The sequence below is a fragment of the Marinobacter shunpengi genome (assembly GCF_045449715.1).
GTDB lineage: Bacteria > Pseudomonadota > Gammaproteobacteria > Pseudomonadales > Oleiphilaceae > Marinobacter.
In genome coordinates, this window is the sequence record NZ_JBJJLA010000010.1 from 125080 (window position 1) to 146511 (window position 21432).

General features: G+C 59.8%; 16 protein-coding genes, 1 tRNA gene and 1 pseudogene. 6 read left to right on the forward strand and 12 right to left on the reverse strand.

Annotation, left to right across the window (positions count from 1 at the left end; genetic code table 11):
* Positions 1 to 21: 21 nt before the first annotated feature.
* Both ACJO3T_RS05160 and ACJO3T_RS05165 read right to left on the reverse strand, forming a co-directional pair.
* Positions 22 to 1611, reverse strand: a complete 1590-nt coding sequence (locus ACJO3T_RS05160) for a BCCT family transporter (RefSeq protein WP_406962117.1) — start codon at positions 1609 to 1611, stop codon at positions 22 to 24.
* 284 nt (positions 1612 to 1895) lie between these two features.
* Positions 1896 to 3524, reverse strand: coding sequence for an FMN-binding glutamate synthase family protein (locus ACJO3T_RS05165; RefSeq protein WP_406962379.1), 1629 nt, complete (start codon positions 3522 to 3524; stop codon positions 1896 to 1898).
* Between the two features lie 259 nt (positions 3525 to 3783).
* On the opposite strand from ACJO3T_RS05165, the gene ACJO3T_RS05170 reads away from it, so the two are divergent.
* Positions 3784 to 3860: transfer RNA gene (locus ACJO3T_RS05170), tRNA-Pro, on the forward strand.
* 83 nt (positions 3861 to 3943) lie between these two features.
* Here ACJO3T_RS05170 and ACJO3T_RS05175 read toward each other — a convergent pair.
* Positions 3944 to 4543 (reverse strand): DJ-1/PfpI family protein, encoded by a 600-nt coding sequence (locus ACJO3T_RS05175; RefSeq protein ID WP_406977974.1) that lies wholly within the window; start codon positions 4541 to 4543, stop codon positions 3944 to 3946.
* Positions 4544 to 4635: 92 nt separating this feature from the next.
* Between ACJO3T_RS05175 and ACJO3T_RS05180 the strand changes: the two genes are divergently transcribed.
* Positions 4636 to 5973, forward strand: coding sequence for an aminotransferase-like domain-containing protein (locus tag ACJO3T_RS05180; protein ID WP_406977975.1), 1338 nt, complete (start codon positions 4636 to 4638; stop codon positions 5971 to 5973).
* A 9-nt stretch (positions 5974 to 5982) separates the two neighbouring features.
* Here ACJO3T_RS05180 and rhuM read toward each other — a convergent pair.
* From rhuM to djlA, 6 genes and pseudogenes are all read right to left on the reverse strand, one after another.
* Positions 5983 to 6270, reverse strand: a pseudogene (gene rhuM / locus ACJO3T_RS05185) (RhuM family protein); the annotation flags it as partial.
* 12 nt (positions 6271 to 6282) lie between these two features.
* Positions 6283 to 7494: an organoarsenical effux MFS transporter ArsJ gene (gene arsJ, locus ACJO3T_RS05190; RefSeq protein ID WP_406977976.1), complete on the reverse strand. Its 1212-nt coding sequence runs from the start codon at positions 7492 to 7494 to the stop codon at positions 6283 to 6285.
* A gap of 1 nt (position 7495) precedes the next feature.
* Complete coding sequence (locus tag ACJO3T_RS05195) at positions 7496 to 8500, reverse strand: ArsJ-associated glyceraldehyde-3-phosphate dehydrogenase (RefSeq protein ID WP_406977977.1); 1005 nt, start codon at positions 8498 to 8500, stop codon at positions 7496 to 7498.
* Between the two features lie 15 nt (positions 8501 to 8515).
* Positions 8516 to 9547 carry an ACR3 family arsenite efflux transporter gene (arsB, locus tag ACJO3T_RS05200; RefSeq protein WP_406977978.1) on the reverse strand — a complete coding sequence of 344 codons (1032 nt, stop codon included), beginning with the start codon at positions 9545 to 9547 and terminating at the stop codon, positions 8516 to 8518.
* Positions 9547 to 10314, reverse strand: a complete 768-nt coding sequence (locus ACJO3T_RS05205; RefSeq protein WP_406962105.1) for a metalloregulator ArsR/SmtB family transcription factor — start codon at positions 10312 to 10314, stop codon at positions 9547 to 9549. Before ACJO3T_RS05205 ends, arsB begins: the two co-directional genes overlap by 1 nt.
* 234 nt (positions 10315 to 10548) lie before the next feature.
* Positions 10549 to 11328, reverse strand: coding sequence for a co-chaperone DjlA (djlA, locus tag ACJO3T_RS05210; protein WP_406962103.1), 780 nt, complete (start codon positions 11326 to 11328; stop codon positions 10549 to 10551).
* Positions 11329 to 11481: 153 nt separating this feature from the next.
* Here djlA and ACJO3T_RS05215 point away from each other — a divergent pair, with 153 nt between their 5' ends.
* On the forward strand, positions 11482 to 12501 hold the full coding sequence (locus tag ACJO3T_RS05215; RefSeq protein ID WP_406962101.1) for a CNNM domain-containing protein: 1020 nt from the start codon (positions 11482 to 11484) through the stop codon (positions 12499 to 12501).
* 139 nt (positions 12502 to 12640) lie between these two features.
* On the opposite strand, the gene ACJO3T_RS05220 is transcribed toward ACJO3T_RS05215, so the two are convergent.
* Positions 12641 to 13825 carry a TAXI family TRAP transporter solute-binding subunit gene (locus ACJO3T_RS05220; RefSeq protein WP_406962099.1) on the reverse strand — a complete coding sequence of 395 codons (1185 nt, stop codon included), beginning with the start codon at positions 13823 to 13825 and terminating at the stop codon, positions 12641 to 12643.
* A 247-nt stretch (positions 13826 to 14072) separates the two neighbouring features.
* Here ACJO3T_RS05220 and ACJO3T_RS05225 point away from each other — a divergent pair, with 247 nt between their 5' ends.
* Entirely contained in the window at positions 14073 to 14771 is a 699-nt protein-coding gene (locus tag ACJO3T_RS05225) for a TetR/AcrR family transcriptional regulator (RefSeq protein ID WP_406962097.1), read from the forward strand.
* A gap of 43 nt (positions 14772 to 14814) precedes the next feature.
* On the opposite strand, the gene ACJO3T_RS05230 is transcribed toward ACJO3T_RS05225, so the two are convergent.
* Entirely contained in the window at positions 14815 to 16743 is a 1929-nt protein-coding gene (locus ACJO3T_RS05230) for a TRAP transporter permease (protein ID WP_406962095.1), read from the reverse strand.
* A 92-nt stretch (positions 16744 to 16835) separates the two neighbouring features.
* Entirely contained in the window at positions 16836 to 18029 is a 1194-nt protein-coding gene (locus ACJO3T_RS05235; RefSeq protein WP_406962093.1) for a TAXI family TRAP transporter solute-binding subunit, read from the reverse strand.
* Between the two features lie 261 nt (positions 18030 to 18290).
* On the opposite strand from ACJO3T_RS05235, the gene ACJO3T_RS05240 reads away from it, so the two are divergent.
* Together ACJO3T_RS05240 and ACJO3T_RS05245 are read left to right on the forward strand one after the other, a co-directional pair.
* Complete coding sequence (locus ACJO3T_RS05240; RefSeq protein WP_406977979.1) at positions 18291 to 20006, forward strand: class I adenylate-forming enzyme family protein; 1716 nt, start codon at positions 18291 to 18293, stop codon at positions 20004 to 20006.
* A 103-nt stretch (positions 20007 to 20109) separates the two neighbouring features.
* Complete coding sequence (locus ACJO3T_RS05245; RefSeq protein ID WP_406962377.1) at positions 20110 to 21354, forward strand: acyl-CoA dehydrogenase family protein; 1245 nt, start codon at positions 20110 to 20112, stop codon at positions 21352 to 21354.
* The last annotated feature ends 78 nt before the right edge of the window (positions 21355 to 21432 follow it).

Sequence of the window (21432 nt, forward strand, 5' to 3'; positions counted from 1 at the left end):
TTCTGTTAATGGCAAGTGCCGCTACAGCTTGCCTTCCGCCAGCAACAGCTTGCGCTCGTGACTGAGGCCCTTGAACAGCCCCCAGCACATCACCAGCAGGATAGCGGTAAACGGCAAGCCGGCACTGATGGCCGTGGCCTGGATGGCGCCAAGGGCATCGGCACCACCACCGAAGATCAGCGCGGCGGCAATGGCGCCCTCCATCACTACCCAGAACACACGCTGGGCAGTCGGCGCATCGGTCTTGCCACCGGCCGTGATGCTGTCGATCACCAGGGAGCCGGAATCCGATGAGGTCACGAAGAAGACCAATACCAGCACGATACCAATGAACGAGATGATGCCGGTCATGGGCAGATTCTCGAACATCTGGAACATCGCCAGAGACACATCGGTCAGACCGTCCTCAGCCAGCACGCCAACGCCACCCTGGATCTGCTCCAGCGCGGTACCGCCAAAGCCGCTCATCCAGACAACGGTAATCAGAGTCGGAATAATCAGCACGGCGGTGATGAATTCGCGAACCGTACGGCCACTGGATACACGCGCGATGAACATACCCACGAACGGTGACCAGGAAATCCACCAGGCCCAGTAGAACACGGTCCAGCCATGGAACCAGGTTTCATCCTCGCGCCCGAACGGATTACTCAGAGGCAGCGCCTGGGTCACATAGGTGGACGACGTAATCCACAGGTACTCGATAATGGCCATGGTGGGACCAGCGAAAATGATAAAGAACAGCAGGATCGCCGCCAGAATCATGTTCAGGTTACTGAGAATCTTGACGCCGCCATCCAGGCCACGCAGCACCGAGATCAGCGCCACACAGGTAACCCCGGTGATAATCGCCATCTGCACGTTGATACTGGCGGACGTTCCGAACAGGTAGTCCAGACCGGACGCTGCCTGCTGGGCGCCAAAACCGAGGGAGGTCGCCAGACCGAAGATGGTGGCCAGTACCGCCAGGATATCGATGATATGACCCGGCCAGCCCCATACACGATCACGCAGCAGCGGGAAGAACGCAGACCGGATGGTCAGCGGCATGCCCTTGTTGAAGGCAAAAAACGCCAGTGACAGCGCGACCACCGCATAAACCGCCCAGGGGTGCAGGCCCCAATGGTACATGGTACCGCCCATGGCCATGCGAGCCCCTTCCGGGGTATTCGGCTCCGCGTTAAGCGGTGTGCCATACCAGTCGGTGTAATAGGCCACCGGCTCGGCCACGGCCCAGAACATCAGGCCGATACCCATACCGGCGGCAAACAGCATGGCGAACCATGACATGGTTGAGAACTCGGGCTTGGCATCCGGTCCGCCCAGTCGGATCTTGCCCACCGGCATGAAGATCAGGGCGATACAGAACACCACGAAGATGTTCGCACTGATTATGAAGAACCAGTCGAAGTTATTGATAATCGCCAGTTTCGTCCCGTCCAGCACCTCTTTGGCCTGAGCGGGAAACATAAGCGTGCCCACCACGAATACGACCACCAGGATCGCTGTGATGGGAAACACCGGAGCATGAATGTCCAGGCCAAACTTGTTGATGTTGTCCTGGCCTGCCACGTAGTCGGTCTGGTACTCGTCTTTGACAACCTCGCCCACTGTGGAGCCTCCCATAGACTGTGACTTTGTAGATTTGCCGGGACCGGGCGGCCCCAAAGCGTTACGACGGCGTAATTTTATTGTTTTGAACTCTAAGAATCAAAGAACTGCGATAATTCAGGCCTCTATACCGCTATCGCGCTCCATGGCCCGTCCTGTCACGCCATGATGGGCGCCGGGACGCAGTGACGTTTTTAAGCATAGTACAAGGTTGGGGAATCATCCTTTTACGCCTTACAAACCTGTATCACCAAACAGGGGATCCTTAGCCGCCCGATCCCCGTCTAGTGAATCTTGGTTTCCCTGAGCTTGATAACGAACTCCGGCGGATCGAAGCTGTCGGACCTCGCCAGCTCCCAGTACTTGCTGAATACACCGTGCTGCAGCTCACCACCGTTGACCAGGACGCCGGGCTCCAGAAACGGATACAGGTCCATATACGAGTGCACCGTGGTCTTGCTCACCCGCCTGACAATATGCTCCGGCCCCAGCTCCGAGGGGTGTCTCAACCCTGCAGCCCCCAGCAGGTTGGCCAGGGCATTCATGGTATTGCGGTGGAAATTGGCCACCCGAACGCTCTTGTCGGCCACATCCAGCTTGCCGCCCCTGAGGGCGTCCTGGGTGGCGACACCACTGGGACAGCGCCCGGTGTGGCAGTTCAGCGCCTGGATACAGCCCAGGGCGAACATATAGCCCCTTGCCGCGTTGCACCAGTCCGCCCCCAGCGCCAGTATCCGGGCAATATTGAAGGCAGAGGTGATCTTGCCGGCGGCGCCAATGGCAATATGCTCCCGAAGGTTGGCCCCCACCAGGGAGTTATGGACCAGCAGCAGCGCCTCAATCAACGGCATGCCCAGGCGATTGATGAATTCCAGCGGGGCGGCCCCGGTACCACCCTCTCCGCCATCCACCACGATAAAGTCCGGATGCCGACCGGTTGCCAGCATGGCCTTGACGATGGCAAACCATTCCCATGGATGCCCGATGGCGAGTTTGAAGCCCACCGGCTTGCCCCCGGACAGATCCCGCAGCCGGTCGACGAACTCCAGCAATTCCACCGGTGTCGAGAACGCGGAATGGGCCGGTGGCGACACCACATCCTCGCCAACCGGCACCCCCCTGGCCTTTGCGATTTCCGCCGTCACCTTGGCGCCGGGCAATATCCCGCCGTGGCCCGGTTTGGCACCCTGGGACAACTTGATCTCAATCATCTTCACCTGATCCAGGGTGGCATTCTGCACGAATTTTTCTTCACTGAAGGTGCCATCGTCATTCCGGCACCCGAAGTAACCAGAGCCGATTTCCCATACCAGGTCACCACCGGGCTCCCGATGGTACCGGGAAATGGAGCCTTCCCCGGTATCGTGATAGAAGCCGCCCATCTGCGCGCCTTTGTTGAGGGACAGAATCGCATTGGCAGACAGGGAACCAAAACTCATGGCGGAAATATTGAACACACTGGCGCTGTACGGCTTCTTGCAGCGCGCCCCGACAGTGATGCGAAAATCGGAATCCTGGATAGCCACAGGCCGGATCGAGTGGTCCATCCACTCGAACCCCTCCCCCGCCATATCCAGCTGCGAGCCGAAGGGGCGCTTGTCCAGCACATCCTTGGCACGTTGATAGACAAGGGCTCGCTGTTCCCGGGAGAAGGGTCTTTCTTCGGTGTCCGACTGGATAAAGTACTGGCGAATCTCAGGCCCGATGGATTCCAGAAAATAGCGGAAATGAGCCAGGATCGGATAGTTGCGGCTGACCGTGCGCCGACGCTGCACCAGGTCCCAGACCCCCACTATCACCAGCGCCAGGAATACCAGCGCCAGCACCAGCAACTCCGGCAACCAGAAGGCCAGGGGCAAGGTAAACAACAACCCGACAATACTCAGGACAAAGACGCCATAGCGCAACGGCATGGACCAGTGTGCAATTTTCAAGAACCGCCTCCGAATCAGCCCCAGGAAAATCTTTTATAATCATGGGATTCTACAGGTCACTACGCAAATGTCATGGCCACGGACCAGACTGGCAGGATTTCCGCACAATGCCTCCACAGAGTGTTTATTTTTCCAAACGGCTAGTGTAGACTTCGCTCCCGCTAAGCCAGTGAGGGAAACCAACCTGGCCCGGAAGCCACGGGAGCCCGGCTCCTGAACACGGTTTTCGGATGCAATTCGGGGCGTAGCGCAGCTTGGTAGCGCATCTGCATGGGGTGCAGAGGGTCGCAGGTTCAAATCCTGCCGTCCCGACCAACATAAAGGCCGTCATTTCAATACGTTGATGACGGCCTTTTTTATGCCTGGCACATTTCTGGCACACTTTTCTTTGCTTGCCCCTAGCCCAGATAAGGCATGACATTGGCCGACATCCGGTCAATGTACTCAGCCTTCTCACCAACTGGCGCCACATAATGCATTGCGCCGCAGGCAGCATCAATGCCGACCAGGTGGGCGATGACCCAACTTGCGAGATACTGAGAGGCCAAGCAGCCACCTGATGTGGCGATATTTCCCTTGGCAAAGAAAGGTTGATCAAGCACTTCAACTCCAGCGTCCTGCAACCAGGGTTTGGTCGTCAAATCAGTGCAGACTGGCATGGCTTCCAACAACCCGAGTGCCGACAAAACCAGGCTACCAGAGCACTGGGCACCAACCAGTTGTCGCTCAGGATCCAGCTTGAATTGAGACATCAGGTTTGTGTCCGCCACCACTTCCCTGGTCTTGAGACCACTACCGACCAGTACCGCGTCCGCCTCGCCCACGTCGACGAGGGATGCCTGTGCTTCAACTGACACACCATTCATTGACACAACACGGGCTGTTGGAGATGCAATAGAGACTCGCCAATCCGGCCTTTTAACGCGATTGAGAATGCCAAACGCAATCAACGAGTCGAGTTCGTTGAAACCATCAAATGTCAGTATGACTGTGTGCATGGGGTACTGCCTCCATTTCGGGTTGCATGAAGCCACGCATCGTAGGCAGCATATGCAGTACAATCAAATTATTGTAATGGATACAATCCAGCATGCCCCGAGCTCGCTATAGGCAGGTCGTCGACACGTTTGTCACAAGAATCCGTTCCGGGGAGCTGCGTCCGGGCGATCGTTTACCAACTCACCGCCAACTTGCCAGCGAACATCGACTGGCCTTGGCTACCGCTTCGCGAGCGTACGCAGAACTCGAAGCTATGGGTTTGGTGAGTGGTGAAACCGGACGTGGCACTTTTGTTCGGGAGATCTCGCTACCACCAGGCCTCGGCGTCGACCAACAAGCGGCCGCCAATGACATAGTCGATCTCAACTTCAACTACCCATCGTTACCAGAGCAGGCGGAACTGTTACGTACGGCGCTACGGCAACTATCGACGTCAGGAGACCTGGACGCCTTCCTACGCTACCAGCCCCATGCTGGACGAATGCATGAGAGAGAGATCGTAGCAGCCCACCTGATCGACCGGGGCCTCCATGTGGATCCCTGCAATCTTCTGCTCGTCGACGGGGCCCAGCATGGTCTGACGACGACAATGATGTCATTACTTAAGACCGGCGATGTCGTGGCCACCGATGCCCTGACCTACCCGGGAATGAAGGTGCTTGCCGACAGTCTTGGTCTGGAGCTGGCAGCCGTTCCTACCCTTGGCTCAGGGCCAGATCTGGAAGCGTTGGAGAGGCTTTGCCAGCGGCGGCGGGTCCAAGCGATTTATACCCAGCCCACTGTGCATAACCCACTCGGGTGGGTGATGGACATTGAGCAGCGGAACGCGTTGGTCGAACTGGCCAGACGACACAACTTGATCCTTATCGAGGATGCCCCATACGCTTTCCTTGAGCCCCATTCACCACCGCCAATAGCCGCGCTGGCACCAGAACGAACCGTCTATGTTTCAGGCTTTTCAAAAAGCGTTGCGACTGGACTGCGCGTCGGTTTCGTGACAGCTCCTGGAGAGTGGATCCCGCGGATTGAACGGGCCATTCGCGCGACAACCTGGAATACGCCAGGCGTTATGACTGCGATTGCCTGTGGGTGGGTTGAGGACGGGACCGTCAATCGACTCGAAGCGGCCAAAAGAAAGGATGCGGCAGCAAGACAGGTGGTCGCATTAGAGACACTTCAGGGAATGGACGTTATCTCGCACCCAGCGTCATACTTCCTTTGGCTTCCGCTGCTGGAGGAAGTCCGAGCCGACCGGGTGGTGCGTGAGCTTCTCGATCATGGCATTCTGGTTTCAACGGCCGCCCCCTTCGCCACGTCGGCCCAGCCCCCACAAGCAATTCGCATCGCGCTTGGTTCGGTCGAACTGAATATTCTACGACGTTCGCTGGCGACCATTCGGCAAATCGTTGAATACCATGCCTTTGGATGACTCACAGCCGTAGCGTTGCAGAGGAAGAAAGGTCTGGGCGTAGCGGCTAACGATGTCCACCAGCCCCCTGCCACTGCTGGCATCCAGCGCAGGGCTCTGGGCGGCCTTGCGCACCAGGGTCAAAGCCGCTTCCAGTTCCTGGGCGTTTTCTTCAAAGCGCTGGCGGTTGAGCGTCCAGCCTCGGGTCAGGTGTTCACGTAGAACACGGGTAGCCCATATTCGGAACTGAGTTGCACGGGCAGAACTGATTCGATAGCCCACGGAAATCACCGCATCCAGACTGTAATGCTTCCGCTTATGTTTGACCTCTCAACCAGCTGCTGATCGCTCCACCGCAACCGCATCCGTAGACGGCAGCATCAGCGCCAACCCCGCCGCCAAGGCCACAAATCCGGCAGACACCCACAGGCAGGCCTCCAGACCATAAGCCTGATAGACCCAGCCGGAAAGTACCGTTCCTGCCAGGCGGCCGGCCGCATTCGACATATAGTAGAAGCCGACGTCCAGCGACACACCATCGCCCCGGGCGTAACGGACGATCAGGTAGCTATGCAGTGATGAGTTGATGGCGAACAGCACGCCAAACAGTAGCAACCCGCCGATGACCACCACCCGCGGTGACCAGTCCGCCATCAGGCCCACGGCAATAGCAACCGGCACCAGCGCCAGGAGGGAGGCCCAGGCAAAGGCGGCCTGGCGGCCCTCGCCGTGCCCCGTGATTCGGGGGGCGACGGTCTGGATGAAGCCATAGCCGATAACCCAACTGGCCATAAAGCCGCCTACCTTCCAGAAATCCCAGCCGAATACGGTGTGCAGGTACACCGGTAGTGCCACCACAAACCAGACATCCCGGGCACCAAACAGGAACAGCCGCGCTGCGGACAGTACGTTGATAGCCCGACTCTTGGAGAAGATATCGGTGAATTTCGGCCTGGCCTTGCTCCGCCCCAGATCCTGGCCCAGCAGGACGAGGCTGGACAGCCAGATCACCACCAGCGCTGCCGCCATGATGAGGACCGCTCCCCGGAAACCCACCGCCATCAGCAGCACGCCCCCCAGGAAGAAGCCGACACCCTTCAGGGTATTCTTGGAGCCGGTGAGGATCGCCACCCACTGGTACAGCCTGCCCTGCTGCTCATGGGGCACCAGCAACTTGATGCCACTCTTGGCGGACATCTTGTTCAGGTCCTTGGCGATGCCGGACAGGGCCTGGGCGGCCATCACCCAGGGCACGGTGAGTGCGGCGGCCGGAACCGCCAGCATACCCAGCGCCACAATCTGCAGGAACAGACCCAGATTCATGGTGCGGTTGAGACCCATGCGGGCCCCCAGGTAACCGCCCACCAGATTGGTCACCACCCCGAAGAACTCGTAGAAGATAAACAGCAGGGCGATTTCCAGGGGCGAGTAGCCCAACTGGTGGAAATGCAGCACCACCAGCATCCGCAAGGCACCATCCGTCAGCGTAAAGGCCCAGTAGTTGCCAGTAATCACCAGGTACTGTCGGACAGCGGCATCCATATCAGGCGCTGCCCACCTTGCGAACCAGCTCTGCGGTACGGTTGGCGTATCCCCATTCGTTGTCATACCAGGCGTACAGTTTCACCTGGGTGCCGTTAACCACCATGGTGGACAGGGCATCAACAATGGACGACCGGGGGTCTGTCTTGTAGTCGATGGACACCAGCGGGCGTTCCTCGTAGCCGAGGATACCTTTGAGCTCCCCTTCCGCGGCCTCCCTGAGCAGCCGGTTGACCTCATCCCGATCCGTCGCCCGCTCCACCTCGAACACACAGTCCGTGAGCGAGGCATTGGTCAGCGGCACCCGCACGGCATGGCCATCCAGGCGCCCTTTCAACTCCGGGAAGATCTCGATGATTGCGGTGGCAGAGCCCGTGGTGGTGGGAATCAGCGAGCTGCCGCAGGCCCGGGCCCGCCGCAGGTCCTTATGGGGCGCGTCAAGAATGGTCTGGGTGTTGGTCAGGCTGTGGATGGTAGTGATGGAGCCATGGCGGATACCCAGTTGCTCATGGATCACCTTGACCACCGGCGCCAGGCAGTTGGTGGTGCAGGATGCGGCGGTGACAATCCGGTCCGTCGCCGGGTCGAACACATCATCGTTTACGCCCAGGACAATGTTCCTGACCCCCTTTTCCTTGACCGGCGCAGAGACCACCACTCGCCCTACCCCCTGGTCCAGGTAGGCCTGCAGTTTGTCGAGCGTCTTCATGGCGCCGCTGGACTCGATCACCACATCACAGCCGGACCAGTCGGTCTCGCCGATAGTCCGGCTATGGGTGACTGTTACCCGTTTGCCGTCGATCACCATATCGCCGCCGTCCGCGGTGGCATCACGATCCCAGCGACCATGGACGCTGTCGAACATCAGCAGATGCGCCAGGCTTTCCACATCCGCCCCGGGGTCGTTGACCGTCACGAATTCCAGCTCCGGCCATTCCCAGGCTGCACGTAACGCCAGGCGACCGATGCGGCCAAATCCGTTGATACCGACCTTGATCTTGCTCATGGTGTACTCCTTGATTCAGGTTGCGGCCGATGCCGCCGGAAACCAGTGTCTCGTGCGATTCGCAAAGGCAACCAGCGACAGCATGACCGGCACCTCCACCAGCACCCCAACCACCGTGGCCAGCGCCGCCCCTGACGTCAGCCCGAACAGGCTGATAGCCACCGCAACTGCCAGTTCAAAGAAGTTCGAGGTGCCAATCAGCCCTGCCGGGGCCGCCACGTTGTGGGGCAGCCGCATTTTCCGGGCAGCCAAGTATGCAATGAAAAAGATGCCGTAACTCTGGATTAGCAGTGGAATGGCAATTAATCCAATGGCAAGAGGATTGTCCAGGATACGATCCGCCTGCAGGCCGAACAGCAGGGTTACGGTTGCCAGCAGCCCAAGAACCGTGGTCGGCTTGCTGTGGGCCAGCCAGGTGTCCAGCCGCTGCTCACCACGGCGCAGGAGATAGCGCCGGGTAACTATGCCGGCGATCAGGGGCGCCACCACGTACAGCAAAACGGAGAGCAACAGGGTCTGCCAGGGCACGGTGATGGACGATAGCCCCAGCAGGAAGGCGGCGATGGGGGCAAAGGCGAAGATCATGATGAAATCGTTCACCGACACCTGTACCAGCGTGTACCCGGAATCTCCCCGGGTCAGGTGACTCCAGATGAACACCATGGCCGTACAGGGGGCCACGCCCAGCAGGATCATGCCGGCGATATACTCGTTGGCCGTGGCCGGATCCACCAGGCCGGCAAAGAAGACCCGGAAGAACAACCAGCCCAGCGCCGCCATGGTAAAGGGCTTGACCAGCCAGTTGATCACCAGCGTCAGGAACAACCCCTGAGGCCTGCGACCCACATTGCGGATGGCGGTAAAATCCACCTGCACCATCATCGGGTAGATCATGGCCCAGATGAACACCGCCACCACCAGGTTGACATGGGCGTAGGTGAATCCCGCCAGCACCTCGAACAGACCCGGCATAAAGGTGCCGGACACAATACCAAGGACAATGGCCAGCGCCACCCAGAGACTGAGATAACGTTCGAAAACCCCCATCAGGCACAATCCGCCTTGACGGGACGATCCGGCATGGCCGCCAGTCGTTTCATTTCCTCGTCGATTCGCCCGCCATTGGCCTCGGCGGCTTCACCGATCATCCGTTCCACCCACCGAGGCAAGCGGCTGTGTAATTGATAGTAGATCCACTGCCCCCGGCGCTCGCCTTCCAGAAGACCGGCATCACGGAGAATGGCAAGGTGCCGGCTGACCTTGGGTTGGGGTGCGTCCAGTGCCGCCGTCAGCTCACAGACACACAGCTCCTGGTGCGCCCTGATCAACAGGATCATCGACAGCCGACTCTCATCCCCCAGTGCCTTGAAGACCGTCACCGGATCATAGCCGGGCGATTGCCCCCCTGTCTCCTTCTGGTGAACGGTGACAAACAGGGCGAGCCGTTCACGCAGCTCCCCCAGCGTGAGGGCGAAGGTGGAGTAGCGCCCGGACGGCGACGGATCAGCGAAATCCCAGGCAATCTGCTGGGCGGAGGGGCAGACGGTGCCACATTCCTTTTCGGCGCGTTCGCACAGGGTGATGACGTAGTCCCATTTATCGCCCTGCACCTCGGACAGTGGCTTGCTTCTGAGCCCATCCGTGGGTATCCCCGCCTCCTGCAGTACCCGCAGGGCCATGGGGTGCGGCGAATCGGGATGGGTACCAGCGCTGGCCACCTCGAAAGCGTCACCGGCCAGGTCTCTCAGTAAGGCCTCTGCCATCAGGGATCGGGCGCTGTTGGCAGTACAGACGAAAAGGATTCGGCGTTGCATTGGGCTCACCAGATATACGGAACATGATATATTTGAAATTCAGTATATATAGGCGAAACCAGCTACTCAAGATGAAATTATGGAGGATTTTCAAACCAATCCTGAGGAGGGAGGACTCAAAGCATTCGATTTATCGAATATTCAAATATACGAAAGATCAATTGACCAGCCATCCATGGCGCGATGCGCACGGTCGATGGCCCGACACGCGCACGAACAGGAGCGCTAAAACAGTCAGGCGGATTTTGTCCTGGCCTGCTTGACGACATCGTAGGCGTGACTGATCTCCCGGGTCCGTTCCTCGGCCATTTCCCGCATACTCTCGGGCAAGCCGCGACCAGCCAGTTTGTCCGGGTGATTCTCGCTCATCAGTTTGCGATAGGCGCGCTTGAGTTCAGCGTCGCCGACAGAGGGACTGACACCCAGGGTCTTGTAGGCATCGTCAATCTGCTGTGCAGTGGAATAATTACCAGCCCCGGATGCACCCGCCCGGGCCCCCCTCAGGGTTGCTTCAAGCTGCTCCACCATACTGTCCGGCAGGCCCAGGCCGCGGGCGATACGCACCAGCATCTCGTGCTCTGCCGGATGAACCTCACCGTCGGCGGACACCGCCGATACCTGCACCTGCAGGAACATCTGCAGCAGGGCGGGCTGACCACCGCAAACCTGGCGAAACCTCTGCAGCTCAGCGTCCAGATCGAAATCCGCCGACTTGCCCCGGTTGAAGGCGGCCTTGGCCGTCTCCCGCTGGGTTGCATTGAGGTGGAAACGGTCGAACATGGCCTCCGCCATCTGGATCTCGTTGCGGGTGACCACACCATCAGCCTTGCTCACCGCCCCCATTACGGCAAATACCGACTCCACGAAACCGGACTGGAGGTCCCGCAGACGGCCCACCAGCTTGCTCTTCAGGCGATTGAACAGGAACGCCCCGACAGCCCCCCCGATGATCAGGCCCGGAAACTTTCCAAAGGCGTATCCAATGGCAGCACCCAACAGAATGGCAAACAGCATGCTTTTCATCCCTTCGTGTAAGTTTTTCGCACTATACCGATTTTTTCACCGATTCTCCCGGCCCCACCCAGGCTGGCAGAGATCGACCGGAAGGCTTCACACCGGGGTACCAGGGCGATACCATTCAGCTTTCTTCCTCCTGACAGGGCCTGCATGACACTCCTGATTCTCTTTGCCGTTCTCTCTATCGGCTTTTCATTCCTGTGTTCAATTCTCGAGGCTGCACTGCTATCCATCACCCCGAGCTATATAGCGTCCCTGGGGAAGGACCATCCCACCCTGTTTGTCCGCCTGCGTAAACTCAAGGACGAAATCGACGATCCGCTGTCGGCCATCCTGACCCTGAACACCATCGCCCATACCGTGGGCGCCACCGGCGTAGGGGCCCAGGTCACCGTGGTGTTTGGTGAGGCCTGGCTGGGCGCCGCCTCCGCCGCCATGACCCTGGCCATCCTCATACTATCGGAAATCATTCCCAAGACCATCGGCGCCAAGTACTGGCGGACGATTGCACCGGCGCTGCCTTCCATTCTCGGCTTCATGATGAAGGCCCTACTGCCATTTGTCTGGCTGTCCAAGCAGGTGACCCGCCGCCTCACCTCCACGGAGGAAGAAACCGATGTGCGGGGTGAAATCAGCGCCCTGGCGGAAATCGGCCGGGACCAGCAGGCGCTGGATGAAGACGAGAGACGGATCATCCAGAACGTGCTGCGCTTCCACGAGATCAAGGTCAGCGCTGTCATGACGCCGCGCACGGTGTGCAAGACAATAACTCCGGACACCACCCTCGATGAGTTCCTGCATAAAGTTCGCAACACGCCCTTCTCTCGCTTCCCCGTTCTAGACGAAGACTGGGAGGCCCTGGGCTATATCCACAAGGCTGACCTGATCACCCTGGACGAGAACACCCCATTGATGGATAACCTGCGCCAGGTCATGCGGGTCAAGGCCAACACCAACATAGAGTACCTGTTCTCCGAAATGCTCAGGGAACGCCAGCACATGGCCGTGGTCTACGACGAACTGGGCACCTGGCTGGGTATTGTTACGCTGGAGGACCTGCTGGAAACCCTGCTGGGCACCGAGATCATGGATGAGACCGACAATGTCTCCAACCTGCGCCGTTACGCCAAGCAACGCTGGAGCCGCAAGCTCCGCCAGCGGGGGCAGTAGCGCCACCGGATCACCGGGGGGGGGCAGCGGACGAACGGGACCGTTCGCCATCGGGATAGTCATTAATCGAGAAAGTTGTTAATCGGGGAGAGTCCGCCCGACAGGCGATACAGCCACCTGCCGGGCGTAGGTCGGCGGGTCAGAGACGCGAGCTGAAGCCTTCCAGCCCTTCGGTGTGTTTGTTGAAGATAGCCATGTACTCCTCACTGTCCGGGTCCGGCACAATCCTTTGGTCCCGGGCCTCAGCGAGGGCCGCTTCTCGGGCGCTGATCCACCGGTCCATCTTCTCGATGGCTTCCTGGTTGGCAGCTTCGTCCTCCTCGGTCCACTCCCCGATTTCCTTCAGGTACCGCACGGTGCCTTCATGTACCGGGATGGACGACCGATCCAGGAACGTCCTGAACACGTCCATGCTCATGCGGGTCGCCAGGCCATGGGTGCCCTTGTAGTCGTCATAGGACTGGTGGAACCATTTGGCCATGGCATAGGCGAAATCGTCATCGGCATCGGCGGGAACCGCGTAGACAAAGTTGGACGTCAGACCACCCACCCCCTTGGCCGAGGACACACCGAAGTTGATGGTGGTGGGAATGGACATGGGTGAGTGCTCCAGAAAACGAGCCCAGCTTTCCTTGTTGTCGACGTCCATCTCCAGCCAACGGATGCCACCCGGAGCGCCTTCCATCTCCGACAGCACGGAACTGATCGGTGAGCACCAGGCAACGTCCGCCTTACCCTCAACAACGGAACGGCAATTCTCTACGTAGCTGCTGGCCGGGACATACTCGAACGTCTCCCCCGCCTCCGACTCGGAGAGCCCGAGGTAGGAAGGCATAGCCTTGCGCACGGTCGTTGTCATGGGCGGCGAAAAGGCCCCCTGGGCAACCCGGATACCATCGGCTTCCAGATCCTCAATGGTGTTCAGGTCCGAATCACCGGATACCACAAAGCCCCATGGGGTGTCGTTGTGGTGCCAAACCAGGCGCTGCGCGACCGGCTTGGTGGCGGCATAGGCATCAATCCCCTGGATCTGGAAACGCATCTCGGCGGCGGAGACCGAGCTCATGGTCATGTCCCGCCGATCCGTCAGGCGCTTGTAACGTTGTGTCTCACTGTCTTCCGGCACGATTCGGGCAGCCGAATCAGTCTGCTCCTGGAAGATCGCAGCCCACCCGTTGGTGGAGGCAAAGCTGCCGGTCTGGGTGCCGGGGGTGCCGATCACCAGCAATCGGGGCAAGGCGTCATTGTCGGCATGGGCAACACCCACCGACCCAAGGGCTACCGCGAAGGAAAGCAGGGCAGGCTGCAAGAAACGGGATCGCATTATGTTATCTCCAAGTCCTATTGTTGTTTTTGATGTCATTGTGCGGTGACGGACAATCGCCCACCATCCTGACAACTGTCAGATTAGCCCCCAATGGATGATTAATCAAAGAACGGTTCAATCAGGCTGGCCTGCACATCTGATGGTCGTGCCGGCGCTGCGAACTAAAGCGGGAACTCATCCGGTTTTTCATTTCAATCAGGTAGGTTTACACTAAACTGACAAATGTCAGGATATTGATGCCACTATGCAGAATAACAACACCCCGACCGAATCAACCTCCCCGGAACTTGCCGAAGCAAGCATGACCGGCATCCAGAACACCACCCTGGTTGAACAGCGCCGGGACCAGATCTGCGAAGCCGCGCTGGAGCTGTTTCTGCAGAAGGGGTTTGCCTCCACCACCATCCGCGATATCTGCGCGCGCTCCGGCGTCAACCAGGCCAGTATCTATGACTATATCGCCAACAAGAACGACATCCTGCGCCGACTTCTGAACAAGATGTGGTTCCGCTCCGGAGCCCCGAACCTGTACGACCTGCTGGAAGAGCATCCGGACAGACCCCTCAAGGAGAATGTTGCCATCTACCTGAAGGAGGTCTGGGCCAAGAAGCGCAAAGGCACCCTGCTGGCCTACAGAACCGTTCCTCACCTGACAAAACCTGACCGCAAGGCCATGCGTGAACGGGATGCAAGGGTGATTGGGGAACTGGCCGGTCAAATACGGCACCTGACGGAATTGCCGGACGATGATCCGAGGGCCCAGGTGGTTGCCAACCTGGTTATCTTCCTGGGTGGCTTTGGCCCCCTCAGGGACTGGCTGCACACGGATCTGGACAGCGACCTGGTGGCGGACACCGTTGCCACCGCCATTGTGGCGATGATCGAAAGCCTGACCAGCCATCCATCCACGGGAGCGGCTCAGCCCACCACAGACAGCGAATGAGCGAGTGCCGGCGCCTGAAGAACTGGCGCCGGCACCCACCTCGTCAGGCCATGGCCGGCTGCGCCTTGTTATACCGCCAGATGTAGCCCACCAGCAATACCGCCAGGGCACCGCTGATCATGGTCGTCCAGAAGCCGGGGAAACTGAAGGCGAAGCCCACCGCCAGCAGAGGCAGCCTCACCATGGACGGTACCCGGCCAACGCCCAGCAGATACCCCTCGAAACCACCGGAAATCAGCATGATGCCCACCACGATGGATGGCAGTACATACAGCAGCGGAGTCAGATCTCCCTGCAATACCAGCGCAGGCTGGAACAGGAAGAACAGCGGGATGAAATAGATCACCACACCCAGCCGCATGGCGGTAAAGCACGTCCTCATGGGTTTGGCCCCGGCAATCGTGCCAGCCAGGAAGGCAGCGGCCCCCACCGGGGGAGTGATCGCCGACAGCATGGCGTAGTACACGATGAAGAAGTGCACGGCGATGGTATCCAGCCCGCCAATCTGGGTGATGGCCGGCGCCAGGGTAACCGCCAGGAAGATGTACGCCACGATGGCCAGCCCTGCCATGCCCATGATGAAGCAGGCCACGACCCCGAAGAAGATGATCAGGTACAGGTTGCCGCCCCCAAGACTGACCAGCCCCGAGGTTACCGAACCGGTAACACCGGTAATGGTCAACGCACTCACCACAAAGGCAATCGGCAGGATAATCGCCGCTGTCTGGGTGATCAGCACCCCGATCTGCCGGATGGCATCGTAGAACTTCCGGGGTGTCATGCGGGTGTCCCGCTGCAGGAACGACAGACCGATCATCAGTAGGCAGGCGTACCAGGGCGTGTAGTATTCCCAGCGCATGTACAGCAGCCCCCAGATCAGGAAGACCATTACCGACAGGAACGGCCAGCCCTTGAGGAGAACCCTGCGAACAGAGGGAAGCTGATCCTTCGGCATGCCCTTGAGCCCGGTGCGCGCGGCGTAGGCATCCACCTGCAGGAGCAGACCGAAATAGAATAGCAGTGACGGCAGAATCGCCGCGATCATGATGGTGGCGTAGTCCACCCCAATGGTGATGGCCATGACGAAGGCAATCGCCCCCATTACCGGCGGCATCACTGCGCCGCCCATGGAGGCACAGGCTTCGATCGCGCCCGCGTAGTGAGCCGGGTACCCCACCTTCTTCATGGTTGGGATGGTGATCGACCCGGTACCGGCGATGTTGGAGAACACGGAGCCCGACAGGCTACCCATGAAGCCACTGGCGACCACCGCCACCTTGGCCGGACCACCGCGATAGCGACCAAAGCTGGCATTGGCCAGGTCGATGAAGAAACCACCGGCCCCCGTGGCCAGCAGCACGCCGGCAAACACCAGGAAACCCAGGATGATCTCCGCCACGATCTTGGTGGTAATGCCCATCATGCCTTCGGCCCGGAACACGTGGGCCTCGATCATGTACTCGAAGTCATAGGGAATGCCCATCAGCAGGCCGGGGAAGTAGTCCGCCACCAGGGGATACATCCCCAGCAGGACCACCACCAGCAGGAACGGGATACCACCGCTGCGTCGGGCCAACTCCATCATCATCAGCCATACCACCACCCCCAGGTAGAGGTTGCTCCAGCCGGCCTGCACCATATCCCAGGCATTGGAGGCAAAATAGAAGCTGATGGCGATAATCACCACCGCGGCAATAACATCGTAGAAGGGCACCTTCTTCTGCCCTGCCCGGCCTGGCAGCGCAATAAACGCCGCCGCCGCAAAGAAGCCGATAAAGGCCCAGTAGTATTCACCCTCAAGCAGCCGCTGGCCGTCCCAGGTGAAGCCGAAGATATAGGCCAGGCCAGACAGCAGGCCGCAAATACTCAGTATGACAAAAACTATGCTTTGCCATGAGTAGAGATCACCCAGGCGGGTTACTTCGGAACCCGCCACGGCGCTTTCATCAGGGGGAGAGGTGGTATCAGTCATAGCGCATCCGCCGGATAAGTAGGAACAAACGTAAAAACCCGAACACAGGTCACCAGGCTGGTATTCTCAGCCAGGTGACCGGCACCATACGATCACAGCCGTGAGCGGAAACCTTCCAGGCCCTCGGTGTGCTTCTCGAAGATGGCCATGAACTCCTCGTCGTTATAGTCCGGCGTCACGCGCTTGTCCCGGGCTTCCGCCAGGGCCGCTTTGCGGGCTTCGATCCACTTGTCCATCTTGGCGATGGCCTCGTTGTTTCTGGCCTCGTCCTCTTCCGTCCAGACGTCAATCTCCTTCAGGTAACGCACGGTGCCCTCGTGGACCGGAAGCGGCGAGCGATCCAGGTAGTCACGGAAGACCTTCACATCCATGCGCGTTGCCAGGGCATGTGTGCCCTTGTAGTCGGGGAACCCCTGGTGGAACCATTTCGCCATGTTGTAGACGAATTCCTCTTCGGCATCCGCCGGGACGGCATAAAGGAAGTTGGACGCCAGGCCATCCACGCCCTTGGCGCTGGAGACGCCCATGCTGATTTCGGTGGGCACGATCATCGGACGGTGCTCAAGGTAACCACTCCAGGCTTCCTTGTTGTCCTGGTCCATGTTCAGCCAACGGATGCCGCCGGGGGCACCTTCCATTTCAGACAGCACCGAGCTGATGCTGGCGCAATAGGCGACATCGGCCTTGCCTTCCACCACCGACCGACAGTTCTCCACATAGCTGCTGGCCGGCACAAACTCAAGCAGCTCATCGGTCTCTTCATCGGAAAGCCCGAGATAGGCGGGGAGAGCCTCCTTGACCGCCGTGGTCATGGGCGGCGAAAACGCCCCCTGGGCGACACGCACGCCACCTTTCTTGAGGTCTTCCATGGTCTGGATATCGGAATCCCCGGCGACCACAAAGCCCCAGGGCGTATCATTGTGGTGCCAGACCACACGCTGGGCGACCGGCTTGGTACCGGCATAGGCACCAATACCCTCAATCTGGAAGCGCATTTCCGCCGACGACACCGAACTCATGGTGATATCCTGACGATCGGTCAGACGCTTGTAGCGCTGGGTTTCGCTGTCTTCAGGCACAATGCGCGCAACAGTTCCGGTCTGATCCTGAAGCACCGGCGCCCAGCCGTTGGTAGAGGCAAAACTACCGCTGGATGTGCCGGGGGTACCAATCACCAGCAGTCGTGGCAAGTCGTAGTCTTCTGCCTGGGCAACACCGGCAGAGACACCCAGTGCCACGGCGGCAGTCAGTGAAATGAGGGAGCGGGAGGTCTTTATCTTGGTCATGATGCGGTCTCCGTGGAGCCTATTGTTGTTATGTTCAGCGACCGTTACAGAAGGACTGCAAACCGGTCACATGTCAATTTCGGTGGTTTCCTGACGTTTGTCAGGCTAGAAGATCGGCCATGGAACGTCAACAGATATACCACCTTCCAGACATTAAATAGAGCACGCGCTCGATTTATAATTGACAGCGCCGCATTGGCGCTTTAGCGTTAGCTGACAGATGTCAGTCTTACAACAATGCCCCCTGTATCGGTGAACCCCATGCCCCCTGCCAATATCCGGTCAACGTCAACCAGCAGCCCCATGACCCGCGATGAAGCCATTGCCCATGTGGTCGCCACAGATCCCCGGTTTCAGGTAACCGAGGCAGTCATCCGGGGAGTTCCCTACACAGTCTTTGCCAATGCCCCGGATCACCTGGGGGCACTGCTCCGGACGGCTGTGGATTCCTTTGCGGAGCGGGAATTTCTGGTATACGGCGACAGCCGGTGGTCGTACCGGGCGTTTGCCGATGACGTGAACCGCATGGCCCATGCCCTGACCGGAGAGCTCGGTGTGCAACCCGGGGATCGTGTTGCCATCGCCACGCGCAACTACCCGGAAATGGCGGTTCTGATCATGGCCATCGCCTCAACCGGGGCCGTCATGGTGCCGCTGAACGCCTGGTGGTCCGGGGATGAACTGGCCTTCGCCCTTGAGGACAGTGGCGTCAGCATCGTGTTCTCCGACCGGGCCCGCTACCAGGCCCTTGAATCCCATGTGAGCCGCCTCGATGTCACCCAGGTGGCAGTCCACGATGCCGACGGCCCCCTTGACTACACCGGCCTGCTGGCCCGCTCTACAGACACGTCCTGGCCCACGACCGCCATTGCCCCGGACGACGACTTTGCGGTCATGTACTCTTCCGGCTCGTCCGGACGCCCCAAAGGGGTGCTGCTAACCCACCGCGGCGCCATCTCATCCGTCCATTCCTGGGTGATGGGCAAGGAAGTGGCCGCCCTGATGGACCCCGACGGCGCCGCCACGCTGTCGACGACGCCGGCCTCGCTGGTTGTCACGCCCCTGTTCCATGTCACCGCGCTTCACTCCATGTTCCTGCAGGGAATGGCGCTGGGGGCCAAGCTGGTTCTGATGTACAAGTGGAATGCGGATGAGGCCGTAAACCTCATCCAACAGGAAGGGATCACCCGCTTCGTGGGGGTCCCGACCCAGTCGGCGGATCTGATCGCGGCGGCGGAAAAGTCCGGCGCCAGACTAGACTCACTGGAAACCGTCGGCGCCGGCGGCGCTAAACGTCCCGCCTCCCAGGTGGGCGAAATCAGTCAGCGTTTTCCCGCCGCCAGTCCCGCTTCCGGCTGGGGGATGACAGAGACCAATTCCCTGGGCATCCTCATCAGCGGCCCCGACTATGTAGCTAATCCGGAGGCCGCCGGGCGAGTGACACCACCGTTGCAGGAGATGCGGATCGTCGATGCCAGCGGCCGGGAAGTAGCCACCGGTGAGGTGGGAGAACTCACGGTTCGCAGCCCCGCCAACATGCGCGGCTACCTGAACCTGCCGGAAGAGACAGCCTCAACCCTGCGCGATGGATGGCTGTATACCGGTGACCTCGCCCGCATGGACGAGACCGGCCTGATCTACATCGTCGACCGCAAGAAAAGCATTATCATCCGGGGCGGCGAAAACATATCCTGCCTTGAGGTGGAAGGCGCCCTGCACGAACACCCCGCCGTGGCGGAAGCCTGTGTCTTTCCGGTGCCGGACCAACGACTGGGGGAAATCGTCGGGGCGGCGATCTATCTGCGCGAAGGCGCCACGGCTGATCAGGACGACATCCTGACGGTGCTGGCAAGGAAGCTCGCCGCCTTCAAACTGCCGGAAAAACTCTGGTTCCACGATGAGCCCCTGCCCCGGGGTGGCACCGGCAAGCTTGACCGCAAGACACTGCAGCGCCTTTGCCAGGATTCTGCTGAATAGAACGGCCGGCATCGACCGGCCCTCAAAGACAACGACAACCGGGTCCCCATGACCCGCAACCAAGGAGAAACAAACGGTGGATAGTACAACAACGCCCCCGGAAATGAATGACCTGACCATGTCGGAAAAGTCCCGCCCCCTGCTGGACGCCGTCAAGAAGCATATCCGTGATAATGTCGACCCGATACTGGAGGAGTTCGAGCGCCTTGGAGCAGGTCGCGCCGACCGGTTCAGCTACGCCCCCGGTCAGTTGGAACTGCTGGAAGGTGCCAAGCAGAAGGCCAAGGAAGCGGGCCTGTGGAACTTCTTCCTGCCCAATGCCGAAACCGGTGAGGGTCTGTCCAATCTGGACTACGCCTACCTGGCTGTGGAACTGGGCAAGAACCCCCTGGCTTCCGAGACCCTTAACTGCTCCGCCCCGGATACCGGCAACATGGAGGTGCTCGAGCGCGTGGGCACCCCGGAGCAGAAAGAAAAGTGGCTCAAGCCACTGCTGAACGGTGAGATTCGCTCCTGCTTCGGCATGACCGAACCCCAGGTAGCTTCCTCCGATGCCCGCAACATCGAAACCAGCGCGGTGCTCGATGGCGACGAGTGGGTCATCAACGGCGAGAAATACTACATCTCCGGTGCCGGCGACCCCCGTTGCAAGATCATGATCTGCATGGTCAAGACCAGCCCGGAGGCGGAAGCCTTCCGTCAGCAGTCACAGATCCTGGTCCCAATGGATGCACCGGGGCTGACCGTCGTGGGTCCGATGAACGTCTTTGGCCACGACGATGCCCCCCACGGCCATATGCACATCACGCTGGACAATGTCCGCGTGCCCAAGGAGAACATCCTCTGGGGTGAAGGCCGTGGCTTCGAGATCTCCCAGCTCCGCCTTGGGCCAGGTCGAATCCATCACTGCATGCGCTCCATCGGCGCCGCCGAAAAGGCCCTGGACCTGATGATCGAGCGTGGTCAGAGCCGGGAAGCCTTCGGTCGCCCGATCCTGGACCTGGGCAAGAACATGGAAACCGTCTCCCGGGCCCGCATCGAAATCGAGGCCATGCGCATGATGGTCCTCAAGGCCGCCAAGGCCATGGACGTGCTCGGTAACAAGGAAGCCCGCATCTGGGTTTCCATGGCAAAGGCCATGGTGCCGGAGAAGGTCTGCAAGATCATCGACGAGGCTATCCAGATCCATGGCGCCACCGGTGTCAGCCAGTGGTCTGCGTTGCCCGACATGTACACTAAGCAGCGCACCCTGCGTCTGGCGGACGGTCCCGACGAAGTCCACCACAACGTCGTGGCACGGGCCGAAGTTAAGGCCTACAACCAGGATCCGTATCGCCGCGGGGAATAACCCCCACGGATCCTGAACCGTCCCGCATCAGCCCAGTCACCACCGGCCTGCCCACCAGGCCGGACGGGGCTGGGCTGA

What these genes read in the sequence shown, in the direction of transcription:
- ACJO3T_RS05165 (WP_406962379.1), bottom strand. Translation starts at nt 3,524, where the DNA reads ATGCCGTTGCGCTATGGCGTCTTTGTCCTGAGTATTGTCGGGTTGTTG.
- ACJO3T_RS05215 (WP_406962101.1), top strand. Translation starts at nt 11,482, where the DNA reads ATGACACTCCTGATTCTCTTTGCCGTTCTCTCTATCGGCTTTTCATTC.
- ACJO3T_RS05195 (WP_406977977.1), bottom strand. Translation starts at nt 8,500, where the DNA reads ATGAGCAAGATCAAGGTCGGTATCAACGGATTTGGCCGCATCGGTCGC.
- ACJO3T_RS05235 (WP_406962093.1), bottom strand. Translation starts at nt 18,029, where the DNA reads ATGACCAAGATAAAGACCTCCCGCTCCCTCATTTCACTGACTGCCGCC.
- ACJO3T_RS05225 (WP_406962097.1), top strand. Translation starts at nt 14,073, where the DNA reads ATGCAGAATAACAACACCCCGACCGAATCAACCTCCCCGGAACTTGCC.
- ACJO3T_RS05175 (WP_406977974.1), bottom strand. Translation starts at nt 4,543, where the DNA reads ATGCACACAGTCATACTGACATTTGATGGTTTCAACGAACTCGACTCG.
- ACJO3T_RS05245 (WP_406962377.1), top strand. Translation starts at nt 20,110, where the DNA reads ATGAATGACCTGACCATGTCGGAAAAGTCCCGCCCCCTGCTGGACGCC.
- ACJO3T_RS05230 (WP_406962095.1), bottom strand. Translation starts at nt 16,743, where the DNA reads ATGACTGATACCACCTCTCCCCCTGATGAAAGCGCCGTGGCGGGTTCC.
- ACJO3T_RS05240 (WP_406977979.1), top strand. Translation starts at nt 18,291, where the DNA reads ATGCCCCCTGCCAATATCCGGTCAACGTCAACCAGCAGCCCCATGACC.
- arsB (WP_406977978.1), bottom strand. Translation starts at nt 9,547, where the DNA reads ATGGGGGTTTTCGAACGTTATCTCAGTCTCTGGGTGGCGCTGGCCATT.
- ACJO3T_RS05220 (WP_406962099.1), bottom strand. Translation starts at nt 13,825, where the DNA reads ATGCGATCCCGTTTCTTGCAGCCTGCCCTGCTTTCCTTCGCGGTAGCC.
- ACJO3T_RS05205 (WP_406962105.1), bottom strand. Translation starts at nt 10,314, where the DNA reads ATGCAACGCCGAATCCTTTTCGTCTGTACTGCCAACAGCGCCCGATCC.
- ACJO3T_RS05180 (WP_406977975.1), top strand. Translation starts at nt 4,636, where the DNA reads ATGCCCCGAGCTCGCTATAGGCAGGTCGTCGACACGTTTGTCACAAGA.
- djlA (WP_406962103.1), bottom strand. Translation starts at nt 11,328, where the DNA reads ATGCTGTTTGCCATTCTGTTGGGTGCTGCCATTGGATACGCCTTTGGA.
- arsJ (WP_406977976.1), bottom strand. Translation starts at nt 7,494, where the DNA reads ATGGATGCCGCTGTCCGACAGTACCTGGTGATTACTGGCAACTACTGG.